The 19,361-nt window shown below is 42.4% G+C and carries 16 protein-coding genes; 4 read left to right on the top strand and 12 right to left on the bottom strand.

Annotation, left to right across the window (positions count from 1 at the left end; translation table 11 throughout):
- Positions 1 to 100 precede the first annotated feature (100 nt).
- Both NSQ55_RS14650 and NSQ55_RS14645 read right to left on the bottom strand, forming a co-directional pair.
- A complete protein-coding gene (locus tag NSQ55_RS14650) occupies positions 101 to 1,084 on the bottom strand; it encodes an aldo/keto reductase (protein ID WP_076217576.1) in 984 nt (327 codons plus the stop codon).
- A gap of 15 nt (positions 1,085 to 1,099) precedes the next feature.
- On the bottom strand, positions 1,100 to 1,690 hold the full coding sequence (locus NSQ55_RS14645) for an SDR family oxidoreductase (RefSeq protein ID WP_339174237.1): 591 nt from the start codon (positions 1,688 to 1,690) through the stop codon (positions 1,100 to 1,102).
- Between the two features lie 156 nt (positions 1,691 to 1,846).
- On the opposite strand from NSQ55_RS14645, the gene NSQ55_RS14640 reads away from it, so the two are divergent.
- On the top strand, positions 1,847 to 2,755 hold the full coding sequence (locus tag NSQ55_RS14640) for an AraC family transcriptional regulator (RefSeq protein ID WP_076184576.1): 909 nt from the start codon (positions 1,847 to 1,849) through the stop codon (positions 2,753 to 2,755).
- A 565-nt stretch (positions 2,756 to 3,320) separates the two neighbouring features.
- Here the strand turns inward: NSQ55_RS14640 and NSQ55_RS14635 are convergent.
- Entirely contained in the window at positions 3,321 to 4,817 is a 1,497-nt protein-coding gene (locus NSQ55_RS14635; protein WP_339174233.1) for a glycoside hydrolase family 43 protein, read from the bottom strand.
- Positions 4,818 to 4,960: 143 nt separating this feature from the next.
- Here NSQ55_RS14635 and NSQ55_RS14630 point away from each other — a divergent pair, with 143 nt between their 5' ends.
- The gene (locus tag NSQ55_RS14630) at positions 4,961 to 5,824 is read left to right on the top strand and encodes an AraC family transcriptional regulator (RefSeq protein ID WP_339174230.1); all 864 of its coding nucleotides are present in this window, start codon (positions 4,961 to 4,963) and stop codon (positions 5,822 to 5,824) included.
- Positions 5,825 to 6,284: 460 nt separating this feature from the next.
- Here the strand turns inward: NSQ55_RS14630 and NSQ55_RS14625 are convergent, their stop codons facing one another.
- Positions 6,285 to 7,265 (bottom strand): aldo/keto reductase, encoded by a 981-nt coding sequence (locus NSQ55_RS14625; protein WP_076125870.1) that lies wholly within the window; start codon positions 7,263 to 7,265, stop codon positions 6,285 to 6,287.
- A gap of 352 nt (positions 7,266 to 7,617) precedes the next feature.
- Here NSQ55_RS14625 and NSQ55_RS14620 point away from each other — a divergent pair, with 352 nt between their 5' ends.
- Both NSQ55_RS14620 and NSQ55_RS14615 read left to right on the top strand, forming a co-directional pair.
- Complete coding sequence (locus tag NSQ55_RS14620; protein ID WP_280752945.1) at positions 7,618 to 8,748, top strand: glycosyltransferase family 61 protein; 1,131 nt, start codon at positions 7,618 to 7,620, stop codon at positions 8,746 to 8,748.
- Entirely contained in the window at positions 8,745 to 9,164 is a 420-nt protein-coding gene (locus NSQ55_RS14615) for a TetR-like C-terminal domain-containing protein (RefSeq protein ID WP_339174227.1), read from the top strand. The genes NSQ55_RS14620 and NSQ55_RS14615 overlap by 4 nt, the downstream gene beginning before the upstream one ends.
- A gap of 319 nt (positions 9,165 to 9,483) precedes the next feature.
- Here NSQ55_RS14615 and NSQ55_RS14610 read toward each other — a convergent pair whose 3' ends face one another.
- From NSQ55_RS14610 to NSQ55_RS14575, 8 genes are all read right to left on the bottom strand, one after another.
- Positions 9,484 to 11,349: an ABC transporter ATP-binding protein gene (locus NSQ55_RS14610; RefSeq protein ID WP_339174225.1), complete on the bottom strand. Its 1,866-nt coding sequence runs from the start codon at positions 11,347 to 11,349 to the stop codon at positions 9,484 to 9,486.
- Positions 11,336 to 13,075, bottom strand: a complete 1,740-nt coding sequence (locus NSQ55_RS14605) for an ABC transporter ATP-binding protein (protein ID WP_339174223.1) — start codon at positions 13,073 to 13,075, stop codon at positions 11,336 to 11,338. Before NSQ55_RS14605 ends, NSQ55_RS14610 begins: the two co-directional genes overlap by 14 nt.
- 18 nt (positions 13,076 to 13,093) lie before the next feature.
- Positions 13,094 to 13,579 carry a nitroreductase gene (locus NSQ55_RS14600; protein WP_076184571.1) on the bottom strand — a complete coding sequence of 162 codons (486 nt, stop codon included), beginning with the start codon at positions 13,577 to 13,579 and terminating at the stop codon, positions 13,094 to 13,096.
- The gene (locus tag NSQ55_RS14595) at positions 13,566 to 13,958 is read right to left on the bottom strand and encodes a hypothetical protein (protein ID WP_076217567.1); all 393 of its coding nucleotides are present in this window, start codon (positions 13,956 to 13,958) and stop codon (positions 13,566 to 13,568) included. Before NSQ55_RS14595 ends, NSQ55_RS14600 begins: the two co-directional genes overlap by 14 nt.
- 200 nt (positions 13,959 to 14,158) lie before the next feature.
- Positions 14,159 to 15,763, bottom strand: coding sequence for a response regulator (locus NSQ55_RS14590; protein ID WP_339174220.1), 1,605 nt, complete (start codon positions 15,761 to 15,763; stop codon positions 14,159 to 14,161).
- Positions 15,753 to 17,519: a sensor histidine kinase gene (locus NSQ55_RS14585; RefSeq protein ID WP_339174217.1), complete on the bottom strand. Its 1,767-nt coding sequence runs from the start codon at positions 17,517 to 17,519 to the stop codon at positions 15,753 to 15,755. The genes NSQ55_RS14590 and NSQ55_RS14585 overlap by 11 nt, the downstream gene beginning before the upstream one ends.
- A 103-nt stretch (positions 17,520 to 17,622) precedes the next feature.
- Complete coding sequence (locus NSQ55_RS14580) at positions 17,623 to 18,462, bottom strand: carbohydrate ABC transporter permease (RefSeq protein WP_076302063.1); 840 nt, start codon at positions 18,460 to 18,462, stop codon at positions 17,623 to 17,625.
- Complete coding sequence (locus tag NSQ55_RS14575) at positions 18,462 to 19,361, bottom strand: sugar ABC transporter permease (protein WP_076125692.1); 900 nt, start codon at positions 19,359 to 19,361, stop codon at positions 18,462 to 18,464. Before NSQ55_RS14575 ends, NSQ55_RS14580 begins: the two co-directional genes overlap by 1 nt.

The raw sequence follows: 19,361 nt of genomic DNA, 5'->3' as shown, positions 1-19,361 counted from the left end.
GCCAAACTAAAGACAAGTTTCTAAAGGCACTAAATGGTAGATGAAAGTTTAGCTTAGGTAAAAAAAAGGCGCGATCCCCAAGGGTATCACGCTTTTTTATCTAGCTTAGATTTCCTATAACTGGGTGTGGCACATAAGGCTCTTCCAGACTCGCTATTTCACTTGGCTCCAGCTTCACCGATAACGCTGAAACGGCGTCCTCCAGATGATTTGCTTTGGTTGCACCAATGATAGGCGATGTTACTGGCTCTTTTTGCAGAACCCAAGCAAGCGCTACTTGTGCACGTGGAATCCCGCGCTTTGCCGCAATTTCGGCAACTACCTCAACAACCTTGCGGTCAGCCTCAGCCATTTTTGCATAAAATGCCTTTCCGACTTCGTCTATCTCTGAACGAGCTGTTTGTTCATTCCAATCACGGGTTAGTCGACCTTTAGCAAGCGGACTCCATGGGATCACACCGATTCCTTCTTCCCGGCAAAGAGGCAACATTTCCCGTTCTTCTTCCCTGTAGAGTAGATTCAAGTAATTTTGCATAGAGACAAATTTAGTCCAACCGTTACGCTCAGCAACATGCTGTGCCTGCAAGAACTGCCAAGCATACATAGAGGACGCACCAATATATCTAACTTTACCTGCCTTTACTACGTCATGAAGGGCCTCCATGGTCTCTTCGATAGGAGTGTCATTATCCCAACGATGGATCTGGTATAGGTCCACATAATCTGTGCCCAGCCGTTTTAGACTGTTGTCTATTTCGGTCATAATCGCTTTGCGTGAAAGTCCTGCTCCATTTGGTCCCTGATGCATCCGGAAAAACACCTTTGTAGCAATGACTACCTCATCGCGGCGAGCGAATTCTTTTAAGGCACGTCCGACAATTTCTTCGCTTGTTCCGTCTGAGTATACATTAGCCGTATCAAAGAAGTTGATGCCAAGCTCCAGGGCTCTTTTAATAAAGGGTCTGCTCTGCTCCTCATTTAGCGACCACGGAGCCATTCCACGTTCAGGTACTCCGTAACTCATACAACCAAGACAAATTCTAGATACATCCAAACCAGTACGACCAAGTTTTGTATATTCCATTAGTTTGTGTCTCCTTTAGATTTTGGGTTTGTTTACTCCTAAACTGCGGCGAATTTCCATATCTGGTGACTCGGCCAATTTAACAACTAATGCAGCCACACTTTTTCGCGACACTTCTCTCCCTTTAAAAGGTTCACCTTTCTGAGTTGTTTCGTAGTCTATCTCGTCTTTATAGGTAAACCATCCAGGTCTCAGAATTGTATAGTTAAGATTTGAAGCTTCAATAATTTCTGCAGATTTACGATATGGATCCAATATACTGCTGTACTTCTCTCCTGGAACTTCATCGTAAATGCCCATTGAGCTGATAAAAATCAAACGTTTAAGACCAGTGGTGTTCATTGCTTCAACGAGAGTCTTAGACATTTTCTCCAAATTACCTGCCAGATTAGCATAAACAACATCTTGCCCGATCATCGCTTCTTTTAATTGCTCACTATCCAACACATCTCCTTCAACTACTCGAGCACGGCTGGATGTTATATGGCTTAATCTGTCCGAGTTACGGAGATAAAGTGTTAACCGGGCATCGGTTTCGTTCAAAAACAAATCAATCGCATGTCGTGCAATTCCGCCATTAGCGCCTAAGATCAAAACATTGCTCAATTTTAAAACTCCTTTCTTAGTTCTAATTATGCGATAAATGAAGTGAACGCCGTTATCTCAATTATCTTAAATGATTGCCTATTCCTCTCACTATCACTAACACAAAAGATGTTTTTACTTTATAATTGAATAAGAACAAAACATTAGGAGGAGCACATGTCTAAAGAATTACTAGAGCGGAAAGAAGAACTCGCCAGATTGATTGAACATCATTCGAGCCAGGATGGAGTATATGAGACCGCTATCCCCTCATTATTTGTGATTCGTAACTCCAATGTGACCGAGCCAGTATACAGAGTATACAAACCTTCTTTATGTTTCATTGCGCAGGGAACAAAGGAGATCTTATTGGCCAAGGAGCGTTTTGAGTATGGTCCCGCAAATTATCTAATATCATCAATGAATTTACCCGTTATCGGTCAGATTATAAAAGCTTCTCCCAACGCACCCTATTTAAGCTTTAAGCTAGAATTCACGCAGAGTCAGATTTTGAAAGTACTAAATGATTCCGAATTTAAACTCGCTCCGAAAGAAAATGCTAAGCGCGCTATGTATGTCGGGCAGATAGAGTTACCACTATTGGATGCGATCCTGAGATTGGTACGTTTGCTGGATGATCCCAAGGATATTCCGTTTTTGGCTCCGATTTATACTGATGAAATTCTATACCGGCTTCTGCAGGGACCCTATGGAGTTACACTCGCTCAAATTGCGATGGAAGGTAGCAGCACCTACCGCATTCGGGAGGCCATCGAACAGATTATCGAGAACTGTGATAAACCTTTGCGGATTGAAGAGCTTGCTGAAACAGCCAGTATGAGTATTTCTTCGTTCCATAGACACTTCAAAGAGGTAACTGCCATGAGTCCTATTCAGTTTCAAAAGCATCTGCGCTTACAGGAAGCTCGCCGCCTTTTATTATCTGAATCAGCGGATGCAGCGGATGTCGCGTTCCGTGTTGGCTATGAAAGTGCATCACAATTCAGCCGCGAATATTCTCGGATGTTTGGTTCACCACCTAGAGCAGACATCAAGCGTTTGAAGGAAGATATGCTCATTGGATAAAAGCGAACGTGTTCTTCATTCACAATATGGAACTATCCGCTAAAGACCAACATGTATAGGTAACCTTTGCGCACAGGCTGATTCTATCGGGCTGGTCCTATCAGGTTTATCCTATCAGGTTTATCCTATCAGGCTTATCCTATCTGCTGATCACTATCGGACCCAGAGGACCTTAAACGCAGTATTATCTCACATTTGGGATGCTAAAGGACCGCATAGCCGCTATTGGCTCAAAAAACACTCAATATGAATCTATTTCGAAGTAATAGCTGCATTGGGGTCCGAAACTATGCTTAAAAAGTGATAAATACGCAAATAACGTCCTCTGAGTCCTTAAGCCTAAGAGGTTGATAAATACAAGCTGAGGAAGACAACCAACGACGATAAAAAAACAACGATATCCAAACAACAACAACAACAACAACAACCAAAAAACAACACCAACCAAAAACCACAACAACCAAAAACAACAAAGCAGCGATTCATCCATACTTGGAGAATCGCTGCTTTGTATTTTTCACAAGCTAACACTGCTTTTTCTGACGATCACGTAGCCGACCGCCTTTTATTTCTTTTGATAACTAAACCAATCATAATAAGCAGTTGTACCATTAGGAGAGTAGTTATACATGCCGAAGAATACTCCAGTAAATCCGCCTGCGACTTCAGTAGATATCAAGTGTGTCTCGGCTTCGCCAAGCAGATGCCATATTTGATCCACACCTCGATAGTAAAATATATATTTTTCAGGTAATGCCTGGATTCTCAATTCTACCCCTGTTCCTTCGAAAGCCGAAGAATATGCCACATCAATTATGCTCCCTACCTGTCTGCGCAGCGTAATAACATTTTCACCTTCCATCTGCGTTAGTCCAATTGCGTAGTGATACTTCTGATCCATAAAAACTACAAGACCAGCTTCGTCACCATCAAGAGGGCTAAATTCCATTTTGGTGGTAATTTCACAATTCACATGCCGCTGTCTACAGCCAATAAAAGCAGGCGTTCCCTTTTCGTTTAATCTCACATCTGATCCACGTAAAGCTAGCCACCCTTCCCGTTCCTGCAATGACCAATCCACCTTATTAGCATTACGAATGAAATTCCAGCTCATTCTTAGGTCAGATTGATCAAAATCGTCGGTTTCAGGCTCTTCTTCCCACGGCATTGGTGAGGGCAGGTCAGCTTCCATTTCTAAACCAACCACTCCGTTATCACCAATCATTGGCCACCCCTCCTCCGTCCACTGAACCGGAGCCAAATATGTCTCTCTGCCAAGATGATGACGGTAAGGATAGCCTACTGGTCGAATCCCCAGAAAAACCGCCCACCAGCTACCATCCTGTGCTTCAACTAAATCGGCATGCCCTGTAGCTTGAATGGGGTAATCTGAACTTCGATGTGTCAAAATGGGATTGTGAGGAGACGATTCATAAGGCCCATATGGCGATCTACTTCTTGCAATAGTCTCCATATGTCCATATTCTGTCCCACCTTCCGCACACATCAAATAGTAGTAATCGTTTATTTTGTAAAGATGTGGACCCTCAGGGAATTTCCCTCCGCTGCCAGTCCAGATCAAGCGTGTATCGCTAAGCTTTTGACCCGTTTCAATATCAATCTCACATTGGTAGATCCCCATCCCTTGCTCGGAGCCTGTGCTTGTGAAATAAACCTTTCCATCGTCAAAAAACAAGGAGGGATCAATGCCTTCTTGCTCCACATAAAGTGGATTCGACCATTCGCCTGCCGGGTCATCCGCCCAAACGTAGAAATGACCTCCGCTATCCTGATTTGTCGTAACCATATAAAAACGACCGTTATAATAACGAAGAGTCGGCGCCCAAACACCTCCGGACACCACGGATTCATCAAATTGAAGCTGATTCTCACGAGTCAAACAGTACCCAAGCTGCTTCCAATGCACCAAATCCTTGCTGTGCCAAATGGGTATTCCTGGAGAATAGGCAAATGAACTGTTTACCAGATAATAATCCTCGTCTACTCTGCAAATGCTTGGATCTGGATAAAACCCCGGGATAATCGGATTGTTATATTTCATGTAATATTCTCCTTCTCTATCTTAATCACTGAAACCTATGTCAAGGATTATACTGCTTCAACTGGATAGAAAGCCTTGATTATTCGGTCCTAAAATAGCATGATATAGACATTCATCTAGACAAGCTTTTGGAGGGTAACGAGTTGAGTGAATTTTATTTAAAATGGTTTACATCTGATCGTCAATTTCCATTTTTTATTCAATACGGCTATCATGACGAAGACACCGATCTACATAGACATGCGGACTTTTCAGAGCTCGTAATTGTATTGAGTGGCACAGCTACACATATTGTTAATACTGAGGAGTCTTTTATCAAAAAGGGAAATGTGTTTGTAATTAATGGTTCGACCCCGCATGCTTTTACAGATCCTCAGGATTTCAAGATCTGCAATGTTATGTTTCAGCCTGAATTGCTATCGACAGCTGGGGCAGATTTGCGGACATCCAACGGCTTTCAAGCCTTATTTGTGTTGGAACCCCTGTATCGCCATAAACATTCCTACACAAGCAAACTCAGCTTGCCGATTCCTAACCTGGAGTATGTCTCTTTTCTCATTGCGGGCATGATTGAAGAATATCACAACAAGCTACAGGGTTATCAGACCATGCTGGGCTCCAAGTTTATGGAACTGGTCGTCTATTTGTCCAGACAATATGACCCACAGGAAAAAGGGATTCAGGGGAACCATCTGATGCATTTGGCGAATGCACTCTCATATATGGAAGATCGTTATCTTGAGCCGTTAACACTGGATCAGATCACCAAACATTCGGACATATCAGTCAGACACTTAAACCGGATCTTTCGCTCCTACTATCAGACAACCCCGATCGCTTATCTTCATCGTTTACGTCTGGAACGGGCTTGCGGGTTATTAAAGCATTCTAATCTCAGTATCACCCAAATCTCACATGAATGCGGGTTTAGTGATAGTAATTATTTTACTCGCCAATTCACTAAAATCTATGGGATGTCACCCAAGGTCTATAGGAACAAGCTTTGAGGGTAAAAAAAGAACACCAGGCAGCGATTCTCCTATTATTGGAAAATCACTCCCTGGTGTTTTTGAATCAATGCGCATTACCTGATCAGATTATGGGCAAGTGAATATAAACAGACTAATGGTCGCTAATCGCTTTTAACAAACCTTGAACTTGAGGCGATCGGAAGTTCCTCTCCGCATTCATGTAGCTCTACGTTTTAATGGAATCTGGGAGATAACTGCATTCTATACACTTATTCCGTACGCAGAAAGAACCTTCATACTTTAACTGCACTTTATACAACTAAAAACATCCAAACCTACCTAATGGGTAGAAAATCAAGGAAATAGATGTACGAAGTACACTTATATCCACGAGCTGAGTGATTTGAAGGAATATAGCTGTACAAAATACAGTTAAACGTTGGTAAACATCGCTGACTTCGGCTCTACGGGATTATCCTCCCCCATTGATTTTTTATTAATTAAAACCAACGATGGAATGTGGTACATAAGGCTCCTCTAAAAACGCAATTTCTTCAGAGGTTAAAGTAATGGATAACGCACCTACGGCATCTTCGAGATGCGATGTTTTTGTAGCCCCGATGATAGGTGCTGTAACTGGTTCTTTTTGAAGCAACCAAGCAAGAGCGATATGAATCCGTTGAACACCGTGTTTTTCGGCGATTGTCGCAACTCGCTCCACGACTAATTGATCGGTATCGGCAGTTCCATCATATTTAGATTTTTGAATCTGATCAGTTTCTGAACGATGAGTTGATACCGCCCAGTCTCGCGTAAGTCTTCCTGATGCAAGGGGACTATAGGGAATAACACCAATATTCTCTTCCTTACAAAGCGGCAACATCTCTCGTTCTTCTTCACGATAGATAAGATTGAGATGATTTTGCATAGATACAAATCGGGTCCAACCGTTTTTCTCCGCTACATATAACGCTTTTTGAAACTGCCAAGCATACATTGCTGAGGCACCTATGTATCTTGCCTTACCAGCCTTCACTACATCATGAAGAGCTTCCATCGTTTCTTCGATAGGTGTGTGATAATCCCAGCGATGAATCTGATATAGATCTACATAATCTGTTCCCAATCTCTTGAGACTCTTATCAATCTCACTCATAATTGCTTTCCGGGATAATCCTGCTCCGTTCGGACCTTCATGCATACGGTTAAAGACCTTAGTTGCTAAAACAATCTCGTCTCGATTGGCATAATCCTTAAGCGCTCGTCCAACGATTTCTTCACTCGTTCCATCGGAGTATACATTCGCTGTATCAAAAAAATTAATACCCAGGTCAAGCGCTTTTTTTATGATAACACGGCTCTGCTTTTCATCAAGCACCCATTGATGGATCCAACGTTCGGCAACGCCAAAGCTCATACAACCTAAACACAGTTGGGATACGTCCAGCCCCGTTTTTCCAAGTTTTGTATACTTCATTTATCTCGAATCCACACTTTCCAATTAAATTGTAATATCTTAATGCCCTATCTTAAAGGGGTACATATTAATTCATAAAACAGCTCCAACGCATACCGATGAAAAGGAACTGGGGAATAGTTAACACTTCCGGCAGTACATTGCACCTAATCGATGATTTAAACGGCGTTTGAATAAACTGAATTTATATTCAATCCTAGTCCATGTCAAGCCTATTAATCAAGTAATAACAGCATTTGAATCAAATCTTGTTCATCCGCCTCTTTCCGTGTAAGTCTGTGTCCGAAGATTCTTCATTTCATAAAATAGCTTAATAAGTTTTCTGCGCTTCTACTTGGGAATATGAGGTGACATGATGTTATTTTCTGCACAAGGGGTACCACCCCAAGGATATTACCAAAGCATCTGGGACTTTACTTCCCACAACGAAAACAGTACAAAGGAAGCTGGGAATGTCGTTCCTTTTGACTTCGGACGGGCGGCTGAGTTCAGAGCGCCTAAAAGCATTGAAACGAGTATTGCTCCAGCACTAACACCTTATTGTTTAGAGCCCTTTGGCGGATACGTTGCCACCATTTCCAGAGGGAAGGTATGGGGAGAATCTGGTGCTGTTCTAACACCAGAAGGGAAATTGATCTTTGATCTTTCCCAAGAATATGACGCCAAGCAATATAGGATGCTTGAAGCAGATGAGCACCCAGTGTTTCACCGGTGGAATGATCCGCAGCTTCAACATTTTGCCGGGACCGCGGCGGTGTTAACCTTTTGCGGAGCCCATAACTATTTTCATTGGATGTATGATGTGCTTCCTAGATTAGCGATGCTTCAATCGAGCGGAATCACTTACTCCACTATTATCATGAATCCAAATCCGTATGGACCCTTTGTGGAACAAACGTGGGCCATGCTTGGGATATCCGAGTCATGGGTGATCCGGACGAATTCAGAAGCATATGTTCAGGCTGACCAGCTACTTGTCCCTTCCTTAATGATGAATTCACATTATCCTCCTTGGACCACGGATACACTGCGGAGATTTTTGTTACCGCATAGAGAAACAACACTAGTCACTCCAGAACGTTTTTATATCTCACGAAAAAAAGCAAGCTCAAGACGGTTGGTTAATGAAGATGATGTCATCCGCTGCCTTGAGAATTTTAATATCGTACCGATTTGTCTAGAGGACTGGACGGTTGCCCAGCAAATCCAATTATTCGCCTCAGCGAAAGTAATCGTAGGTCCACATGGTGCTGGACTCGCTAATCTGGCTTTTTGCCAGCCTGGAACACAGGTCATTGAAATTTTCCATGCCCAGCATGTTGTTCCAACCTATTGGATGATCAGCAACCATAATAATCTCGAATATTATATGGTGTACGGGCAAGGTGTACCCGATCCTGCGATTCGTTTTCCAGGATTGGAGGACATCTATGTGAACGTAGATCGTCTGAAACAAACGATGCATCTGGCAGGCTTGGAATGAGAAGAATGCTTACTACTTTCTCGAATTCAAAAAGCGCAAAGCATATTTTGCTTTGCGAAGAACATATAGAGGTCCTAAGAACACTTTGTGAATCGGCGTCTGAATTGGGGTTTATCGAGGCAACGTTGACCTGGACGGAATACTTCGATAGAAATTATTCTTTCTTCTCTATGATGCTAGCGAGTAAAGGTGCTCCTTATTTCCGAAATCGTTTCTTAAACTTTCTTCTCGACGAGTTTCGGCATGAAGTAAATGTCACCGCAGGAATAAACCTAGGGTTAAATGAAGAGGTTATTATTAGTTTTGTTGCATCAGCTTATGCAGGGGTAGTGGAATGGTGGTTCAAGAATGAAAGACCTGTGACCTATCAAGTCTTGGCTGAACAACTCGGAACGTTATTAGAGAGGAATTTATAAAAAAAAAGCGGCGATTCTCCTATAATAGGTGAATCGCCGCTCTTTTTTATCGGGCATTAATTACGCCGATAGATTACACATCTTTTTAAGGACTTCGGTCCCAGATGACGTTATTTGGTAGTTTTCAGCTCTTGAAGCAGGGCTTCGGACCTCAAGGATGTTATTCCTTAGAAAGTGACTTATATTTGGTGTTTTTCACGCCAATAGCTGCAGTGGGGTCCTTTAACATTCTGAAAATCAGAAAATCTCGCCTTTAAGGTCAGAGGAGTCCGATAAAAGCATCTACTTACAAATGTTATCGGTTCAAGTAAGGATTCTTTCAAATCGCTCGTTTGAACTGGGTATTGTACAGCTCGTAATAAACGCCTTGCAGCGCAAGAAGCTCTTTATGACTGCCTTGCTCGGCAATTCCGCCACCCTGAATAACGAGTATACGATCAGCATCTTGGATGGTACTAAGCCTATGGGCGATCACAAAGCTTGTTCGTCCCTTCATTAGCTTTTCCATCGCCTGTTGAATATGCATTTCCGTACGCGTATCCACACTGCTGGTTGCCTCATCTAGGATCAAAATAGCTGGATCAGCTAGAATGGCGCGGGCAATCGTTAAAAGCTGACGCTGGCCGTGGCTCAAATTACTGCCTTCCGCATGGAGAATAGTCTCATATCCATGCGGAAGTCTATTGATAAAGGCGTCTGCATTAGCCAATCTTGCCGCTTCCTCTACCTCTTGGTCAGTCGCATCAAGACGGCCAAAGCGAATATTTTCCCGAATCGTTCCCGAGAATACATGCGCGTCTTGCAATACCATTCCCAATTGACTACGAAGTGCATTTTTATCCAGCTCTCCAATATCGCGCCCATCAATGAATATGGAGCCGCCGCTCAAATCATAGAATCTGATCAGCAAGTTGACAATGGTCGTTTTTCCAGCACCCGTTGGGCCAACAAGCGCAATTTTCTCTCCGGGTTTTGCTTCAAACGTAACCCCGCTCAGAATCGGTGAATCCGGCTTGTAAGCAAATGAAACGTCTTTGAAAACAACCTTCCCTTTTAACCTTGGCAGATCGTCACTTTGTTCATCACCGTCACCGTATTCGGATGGCATATCCATAACTTCAAACACACGCTCCGCACCAGCAATTGCCGACTGAATTAGATTGTACTGGTTAGCAAGATCGGAGATCGGTCGTCCGAACTGTTTGGAATACGTAAGGAAGCTAACGATTACGCCAACCGTAGCCATGTTATGAAAAGCCATCCAGCCACCCACCCCGGCAATGATCGCAAATCCAAGGTTATTAATCATGTTCATGACCGGTCCCACTAATCCGGAAACAATTTGTGCTTTAATGCCGACTTTATTCAACTCTCCACTGATTTTGCGGAACCGTTTCACTTCTGTCTCTTCCCTGCTGTATTGTTTGACTACTTTTTGTCCGCTGATGGTTTCTTCGATAAATCCACCCAACTCACCTAGATGGCGTTGCTGATTTTTAAAATAAGTTCGACTTAAACCTATGATTTTACGGCTGGACAATAACACAAGAGGGATCGTTATCAGTGAAACTGCGGTCAACGGAACGTTCATCATTAACATGATCACTAGTGAACCGCTTAAGGTGATCAAACTGTTTAATAACTGGGTCACACTCTGATTAAGTGTACTGGATACGCTCTCTATGTCGTTGGTTGCCCGGCTCATTAGTTCTCCGTTAGCTTGCGTGTCAAAAAACTTAATCGGTAGCTGTTGATATTTGCTGAACAGATCACGACGCAGCTCAAACACGGTATTCTGTGAGACGGATGTCATAACATAGGCTTGCACCCAAGCAACCACACTGCTTAGCCCATAAATACCTATTAGGAGTAGACAAAAACGAATAAGACCCTGATAATCGTGAGGAATTACCGCAGTATCAATCGCTTTACCGATTAGATAAGGCCCAATCAACGAAAGAATTGCATTTAACACAGTAAATACATACACAATGATTAACCCGAACCGCTGGCGGTTCAAATACATCCAAATGCGTTTGAGTGTGCCCGCTTGATTCTTAGCACGTACGATTGGCACAGCTCCGCCCCGTCCGGGGCCAGATCCCGGTCCAGATCCAGATCCAGGTCCGAATCCGCCTGATCGATTAAAAGGAGTGGTGTTCATGCCATTATTAAGCTTTGACATAAGGCACCTCCTCTCCCTTCATCTGTGATCTCCAAATATCTCTGTATATTTCACTGCTGTTCATAAGACCATCATGTGTACCTTGTACAGCAATTCGGCCGTTTTCTAATACCAGAATACGATCAGCGTCAATTACAGAGGTGACACGCTGAGCTATCAAAATATTCGTGCTGCTGCGCAGCCGTGTTTTTAACATCTGCCGGATTCGTGACTCTGTCGCTGCATCGAGCGCACTAGTGCTGTCATCCATAATGAGGATTGTTGGCTGAATTAAAAGTGCCCGTGCAATCGAAAGCCGCTGCTTTTGCCCACCGGACAGGTTAATGCCACGCTGGCCGAGCTCTGTATCGTAACCCTGTGGAAGTTCTAAAATGAAATTGTGAGCTTCAGCGGCTATTGCTGCTTCTTCCACTTCCTCATCTGTGGCATCCGGTCTGCCGTATCGGATATTATCGCGGATAGTACCGCTGAACAGAATAGCCTGCTGCATAACATATCCGATTCTGCTACGCAAATCTTCCAGAGCAATCATACGAGTGTCGGAGCCATCAATTGTAATGGATCCAGAGGACACTTCGTAAAACCGGGGAATGAGGCTGACCAATGATGATTTACCAGTACCGGTGGCACCAAGAATGGCCACTGTTTCTCCTGGCTCCGCAGTGAAATTAATATCGTCTAACACTAGATTTTCATCCGAAGGATCATAAGCAAAAGATACATTGTCAAATACAATCCGACCGTTGTGTATGGCATCTTTTTTAGCGTTGGCAACTTCTTTAATCTCACTAATGGTGGAAAATACTTCATTCTCCCGATCGGCAGAAACCTTGGCTCGTGAGAAGAAGGTCAACATATTGCTTAACATCAGCATTGACATCAACAATTGGGTTATATAGTTAATAAAAGCGATCAGCTGACCAACTGGCAGCCCACCGTTCCAGCTTTGCACTCCCCCAAACCATAGTACAGCAACAATACTGGCATTTAGTACAAGCATCATTAGCGGCATATTTAATGACATTAACCGTACCGCTTTTATCGCAATTTCTGTATAATCCTTGTTAGCTGTATTAAAGCGTTTCTGTTCATGGTTAGCGCGGACGAATGCTTTGACTACACGAATGCCTGATAAATTTTCCTGCAACACTGTGTTCACACCGTCTAATTTGACCTGCATTTTCTGAAACAAAGGAAAAGAAAGGCGGATTAACCCATACAAAATTAAACTCAAGAGTGGCACGGCAACGGCTAGGATGAGGGTCAGCATAGGACTAATCCGAATCGCCATCACCAAGCTTCCGACTAATAGCAAGGGAGATCGAATACTCCGCAAAATCATTTGCACAAAGGTTTGCAGCTGTACCACATCATTTGTTAATCGTGTAATCAGTGAGCCCGTCTTCAATTGATCCAGGTTCTTATTAGAAAATTTCTGAATATGTTCAAACAAGCTAATCCGCAAATCATTTCCGAAGTTTTGAGAAGCAATACTCGAAAAAATAGTGCAGCCCACCCCACCAATTAGACCGATAAACGCTACACCAAGCATGATCAGTCCGGTCGAGAAAATATGAGACAAGTCTTTTGTCATGACACCCTTATCCACAATGCTCGCCATGAGCGTGGGCTGCAGTAAATCCATAGTCACTTCGACCAGCATCAGCAATGGTGCCAACACACACCACACCCAATATGGCCTCAAATAATGCTTAAGCTTCCACATTCCGCCACCTTCAATTGTTTAAGATAAATAAGTGATTTTAGAACTAATCGGTGTTCTAGGTTTCGCATTCGGCACTTCCTCCGGATACCCCATTCCAAATATCCCAATAACATCGTAATTTTCTTGAACACTAAGAATCTCACGATTATGAGGCAAAGCCCCCAGCGAAGCCCAATACGTACCTACACCTGCTTCATGTGCAGCTAATAAGAAATTTTGTACGAAACAAGCAGCAGCCATAACATTCTCATCGCGTTCAAACGCAGTTGCGGCAGGCTTAGACAGAACTGCAAAAACAACAGGTGCGTTGCCAAAATCCGTTTTATGCTTTAATTTCGCTCTAGTATTGGGTCCGATGAAAAGAAGCTCCCAAGGTTCGGTCATACGATGATTAGGAGCGTAACTTGCAGCCTCCAGCCATGAATGTAACTCCTCTTCACGAATTGGAGTCTGTTTGAATTGTTTTGTACTTCTACGGGTTTTAATGAGCTCAGTTATTTTCATCTTTTTCTTTACTCTCCTCTTTATTAACATTTGATGTTGTATCTTCTGGAGCGATCTCATGAATCTGAAAGATTTGTTTAAACTCTTCAATGATCGCTTCCGTTGCTTTTAATTCACCGCTAACCACTTGTTTAATCGATTCAAGCTCAGGCTGATTTAACTGCCGCTGTAATGTAGCCCGGTTAACCATAAGCTTATCTAAAAAAGCGATGGCTCTGCCACGGCGAAAAGTTTGAGCACTTTTAGGATGTGGATCCATTGATTCCGTCATCCCATGTTTCATAAAGCCACGATCTCTGTGTTCGCCACGTCCCTCACGATCTCTATGCTCTCCATGCTCCCTATGACCGCCACGTTTGCCGACATGTCCTTCACGCATTTTATTTCCTCCTTTTGCGGTGTATACATTTGTATACGCGCTCTTCATGTATACAAATGTATACGATATAAACCATTTCTGTCAAGATCATTTTTCCATTTTGTAACATCATTATTGCTTACTTTATATCTTAAAAAACAATAAAAACCCGCATAAAGTGCGGGCTTAAAGAGAAAAATTATCAAATTCAACGGAGTGATTTATAGGGAAAAGCTATTTTTCTTATACTCCTGAACGGATACTCCCATTACTTTTTTAAAACAGTTACTGAAGTAAAATGGATCTTTAATGCCGACCTTTTCAGCAATTTGATAAGCTTTCCAATCCGTTTCATTCAGAAGCTTCACCGCTTTTTCCATTCTGCACTTGAGAAGATAATCCGTAAAGCTAATCCCTGTGTCCTGCTTAAAGATCCGGCTAAAGTAACTGGAATTCATGTGGAATTTATTCGATACATAGGATAAAGACATCTCCGGAATGTGCATCTCCTGTTGAATAAATTCTTTAACTTCATGGATAATATTATTAGTTTTTTTGCTTCGTGCCCGGGTTACTTGAGAGGTTACCTTCTCTGTGAGTTCAAGTAATGTCTGTTGCATGTCTGGCAGGCTATCGAGCTCAAAAATCCTTTTATATGGCGAAATATCGAAAGAAAGATTATTATCTATTATAACTCCCATTTCAGCGAGTGAATTGATTAATGTGGAGACAAATTGGGCCGAAACCAGCCTAGCTCGTTCCACAGAAAAAGCCTTGGACTTCTCCAAATCCTGAAACATTTTCTCAATGGATTGCACAGCCTTGTCTAAGACACCAGCTTTTACAAAAAACAAAATTTCCTCAATTTCATTCGTCTTAACTTCCCAGGATCGGCCCCCGAAATGAATTTCATCATTAAAAAAATAAATGGCGTTACTGCCCTTTAACTTACCATATCTAACTGCCTCCAGCGCCTCTTTATAGGATTCTTTGATCCTATTGAAATCCGTACAGGTACTACCTACGCCAATGCAAGCTTTACATCCAAGCTTTTCATGGAGCGATTGGGCCAGCCACTCTCCAATCTTCGTAAGATTCTGATTATCTTTTCTATTAAGAAGGACAATCCGTTGACTGTTATCAAAAAAAACTTCGATTCCCTCATACTCTTCAAGCGCGTAATCAATAAACCTCTTACAACGCAAAGACTGCAGGATTCGTTGTTCCTCCCCTTCTTCTAAGGGAATTTGAAGTTCAATAAGCATGATTGAAAACAAGCTGTTCGCTGATTCAGGAAAAAAGTAATGGAATCGGCTATCCAGCTGATCGGGGTCCCAGAGGCCTGATAGCAAATCATTTAGAAATTTTTCTTTTAGTTGAACGGCGTTTTCATTTAACTGTCGATTCAGCTCCTGATATTCGTTCCACCGCTCTGTCTCTTCCCGGATTTTTCCATGAAGATCTACCGCAACTCTTCGTACCTCCTCGGCTTGGAGCGGCTTCAAGATAAAATTTTGCACTCCAATGTCCAGGCTTCTTTTTGCATATTCGAATTCGGGATGTGCAGTGATGATCACAATTTTGACTAGCGGATACCTTTCTTTTATCAACCGGCTTAATTCCAGTCCATCCATAAAAGGCATACTGATATCTGTAAATACTACATCCGGTTTCATGGTTTCGATCAGATCTAACGCTTCGCTTCCATTCGAGGCCTCACCTACGAATCTGTAACCAACCGCTTGCCAATCTATAATGATGGGAACAATTTTTCTCGCATTAATTTCATCATCCACAATAATGGCTCTGAGCAGTTCAAGCTCCATGACTATTCCCCTCCTCAAGCGGTAGTTCCAATTCAATCCGAGTTCCTTCTCCCGGTGCACTGACCAAACTACAATTCATGTCCGCCCCATAGTACAGCTTCAAACGCATCAAAGTACCGCGCAACCCAAAACTGGACTCATTTTGCCCATAGGGCTCAGCTTGCATTTCCCGACGTTTGTCTTCATTCATCCCCACACCATCATCTTCCACGACTAGCTTCAGTCGATTCCCCTGAATACGGGCAAGGATGCGAATCTTACCACACTCCCCTAAAGGGCGAATACCATGATAAAGCGCATTTTCTACAAGCGGCTGAAGCGTCAATTTGGGTATCCGAACATACTCAGCTTCTTCCGACACCTCAATTTCACTGATGAAAATTTCTGGATAGCGAATATTTTGTATACTCAAATAACTTTTAGTGATCTCTACTTCTTCTCTTAACGTTACTACATCACTGCCCTTACTAAGACTCTGACGATAGAAGGCTGCAAGCTCAGAAATAATCTGGTACGCCTCATTATTATTTCCTGACAAAGTTAAATAGCCAGCTGATTCTAACGTGTTATATAAAAAATGTGGTTTAATTTGCTGCTGCAAAATATCCAATTCGAGTTTTCGAATCAATTTCTGTTCTTCTTTCTCCCGCTTCAGCGCTTGCTCAATGGTCATAATCATATTGTTATACCTATCTTTCAACTGGTTCAGCTCATCCGTTCTCGCCTCGTACCGAACCAAACTGAAATCTCCAATCTCCACTTTTTTCATGGATCGCAGCATATGTAAAATAGGTGTAGTAATGAATCTAGAAATCCAGACGGAACCTAAAAATATAGAAATGAAATTAAACAACATAATCATTAACAGCATCAGATTAAATTGACGATAGGGGCTTTCCCATTCTCCCAGAGGCTGAGCGCTAGTAAACTTCCAACCACGATCCATTGAAACCAGAGAAGAGATCAGATAATTATGATCTTTGATCTTTACGATTTTGCTACTACCGAGTGGCACATCAAGCATAGAAGAGTTTGTATAGTTCGATAATTCAGGCCGTGTAAAATCAAGGAGTGTCTCATATCCAGTTTCGATCATTAAATCAGGTTTATTATCGTTGATCGAACGTTCATAGCTTTTTTTCAGCTCCTGAACTGTAATGTTCACGACTAATACTCCTATTTTCTTAGAAGTGTTCATGTCGTTTACGATGCGAATCAGAGAAATATATTGTGGATCCTGCTGGGGTTCCTTCGTCTCAAAATTGAAGATACCTCCGGCATTTTTCCTCCAAATTGATTTTCCGTCTAAGGTGACCGCCTCGGAGTACCATTCCGCTGACTCGATCCCATCCGTTCTGATCGGTTTTGCAGACTGCAAATCAATCGCAAACTTACGTCCTGCATTATCGAATAGATAGACAGAAGAGATAGAGGGCTCTGCGAGCATAAAATCTGACAGAGCCACCTCTAGCTTGTAAGTTAAAATTCCGATGTCGTTACCCGCCAGATCACTGCCCAAAATTTCCTGAACCGTATTGTTCGACACGATCATCTTGGAATAATTATTCGTGCTGTCAAGAAGTGATTCGATTCCGGAATTCATGGCGTTCAAGGTTTGAAGCGATACCTCACCTACCTTTTCCTCGGTGAATTTCTCATTGATTCGTTGGTACATAATACCGCTTGCAATCATGGAAACCACTAATAAGGCCAAGTAGTAAAAAACGATTTGTGATCGGATACGTGCAAACCTCATCGGTAACCTCCTGGCCGACATTAAGCGAATACGGACTTTTATTTATAGCTTCTTCAATACGACACTAGTATAGCATTTATCGAAAGATTCCTATCCCATTGCTTTAACCCTTAACTGCCCCGGCAATAATGCTTTTTTGGACTTGATTACTTAGGAACAAGTAGATAATGATCATGGGTAGTGTAGCCACAACCATTCCTGCGAACATAGGTCCAAATTCTGTGGCATAGGCACTTTTAAACGAATTGATGGCGACGGTAATTGTTGCTAAGTCAGGATCATTAATGAATGTATTGGCAAACATCAGTTCGTTCCAAGCGGATAAAAAAGTAAAGATGGAAGTGGTTACGATAGCCGGCTTTACAAGCGGAAGCATAATACGGAAAAAAACCTGATAAATATTGCAGCCGTCTACAACGCTGGCTTCTTCCAACTCCCCTGGCAGCGCTCTAAAGAAACCAATCATGATAAAGATTGTAGTAGGAAGTGCACTAACGGTATAAGGAATGATTAAGGCCCAAGGCGTATTCAGCAAGCTTGTCATTTTTAACATCTGAAAGACAGGTAGCAGCGTAGCATGAACGGGGATCATCAATCCCAGCATGAAGAAAGTAAGCACCACATTATTAAGCTTCCACTTCATTCTTGCGACAGCAAAAGAAACCATTGCCGATAACAGAGCAGAAATAATGACAGTTACCGTTGTATACATAAGGCTGTTCAAAAAGTTACGTGCGATATTCCCCTTAAAAAGTGCGTAGTCGTAGTTCGCCCACCGCCACTCATTAGGCAAGCCCATCACATTTGAGCCTGTAATTTCTATGTTTGTTTTAAAGGAGGAAAATACAAGCCACACGAGCGGATACAGTTGAATAACTGCGAAGATTAGAAACGCAATCTGCAAAACAACCTTTGGCCAGCGGCGGTTATGTGTTGTTGTCATTAGCTCTCCTCCTTATCATCGTAGGTTCTGATCAGTTTTTGTAGAACTAAGTAGAAAAAGAGACATTCCACAACCATAAACACGGCCATCGCGCTGCCGTACCCATACATATTGCGATTAAAAATCGACGAATACATCAATGTACTTGGAACACTAGTTTCCGGTGTAGGGTAGCCATTGGTCATAATGAAGACTAAATCGAAAAACTTCAATGATCCCAAAACAGCAAATATGACGCATACCTTCAGGATCGGTGAAATAAGTGGAATAGTGATAGAGAAGGCGGTTCTTATACTTGATGCTCCGTCAATTTTCGCAGCCTCGTACAAATCTTCAGGAATCCCTTTGATGGCAGCGTACATTAGAAGCATATGGTAGCCGATATATTGCCAAACGATTGGAATCATAACACTTATTAGTGCAGTTCCGCTTTCCGTTAACCAATCATGTGTCCAGGAGGACAAGCCTAATTGATTGAGTATCGTATTCAGCAAGCCATATTCAGGCTGATAGATTTTCAGAAACATAACCCCGATGACAGAGGAGGATACCAAGACTGGAATGAAATACAAAGTACGATACAGCTTTTCACCCCACACCCCTCTGGCAAGAACCAGAGCGAGCACCAGAGCTATCGGAAGTTGCATGAAAACAGAAAGAACTGCCAGATACAACGTATTAAGTATCGAATGATTAAAATCCATGCCGTACGTATCTGCAAAAAATAAATCCTTATAAGAAGCTAAACCAATAAATTTAGCCGGTTGTATCCCATCCCAGTCCAGCAGACTGTAATACATAGACTGAAGGATCGGGAAAAAACCAACAAGAATGTATAAAATCAAAGCAGGAACAACAAATACGGCGATAGCCTTTTTGTTTCCGAATACTTGATGCAT

Origin of the sequence: Paenibacillus sp. FSL H7-0943, from assembly GCF_037963265.1 — a bacterium.
Classification (GTDB): Bacteria; Bacillota; Bacilli; order Paenibacillales; family Paenibacillaceae; genus Paenibacillus_AQ; species Paenibacillus_AQ odorifer.
Note: the sequence above shows the minus strand (reverse complement) of the source record. Positions and strands in the feature narration are given on the sequence as shown.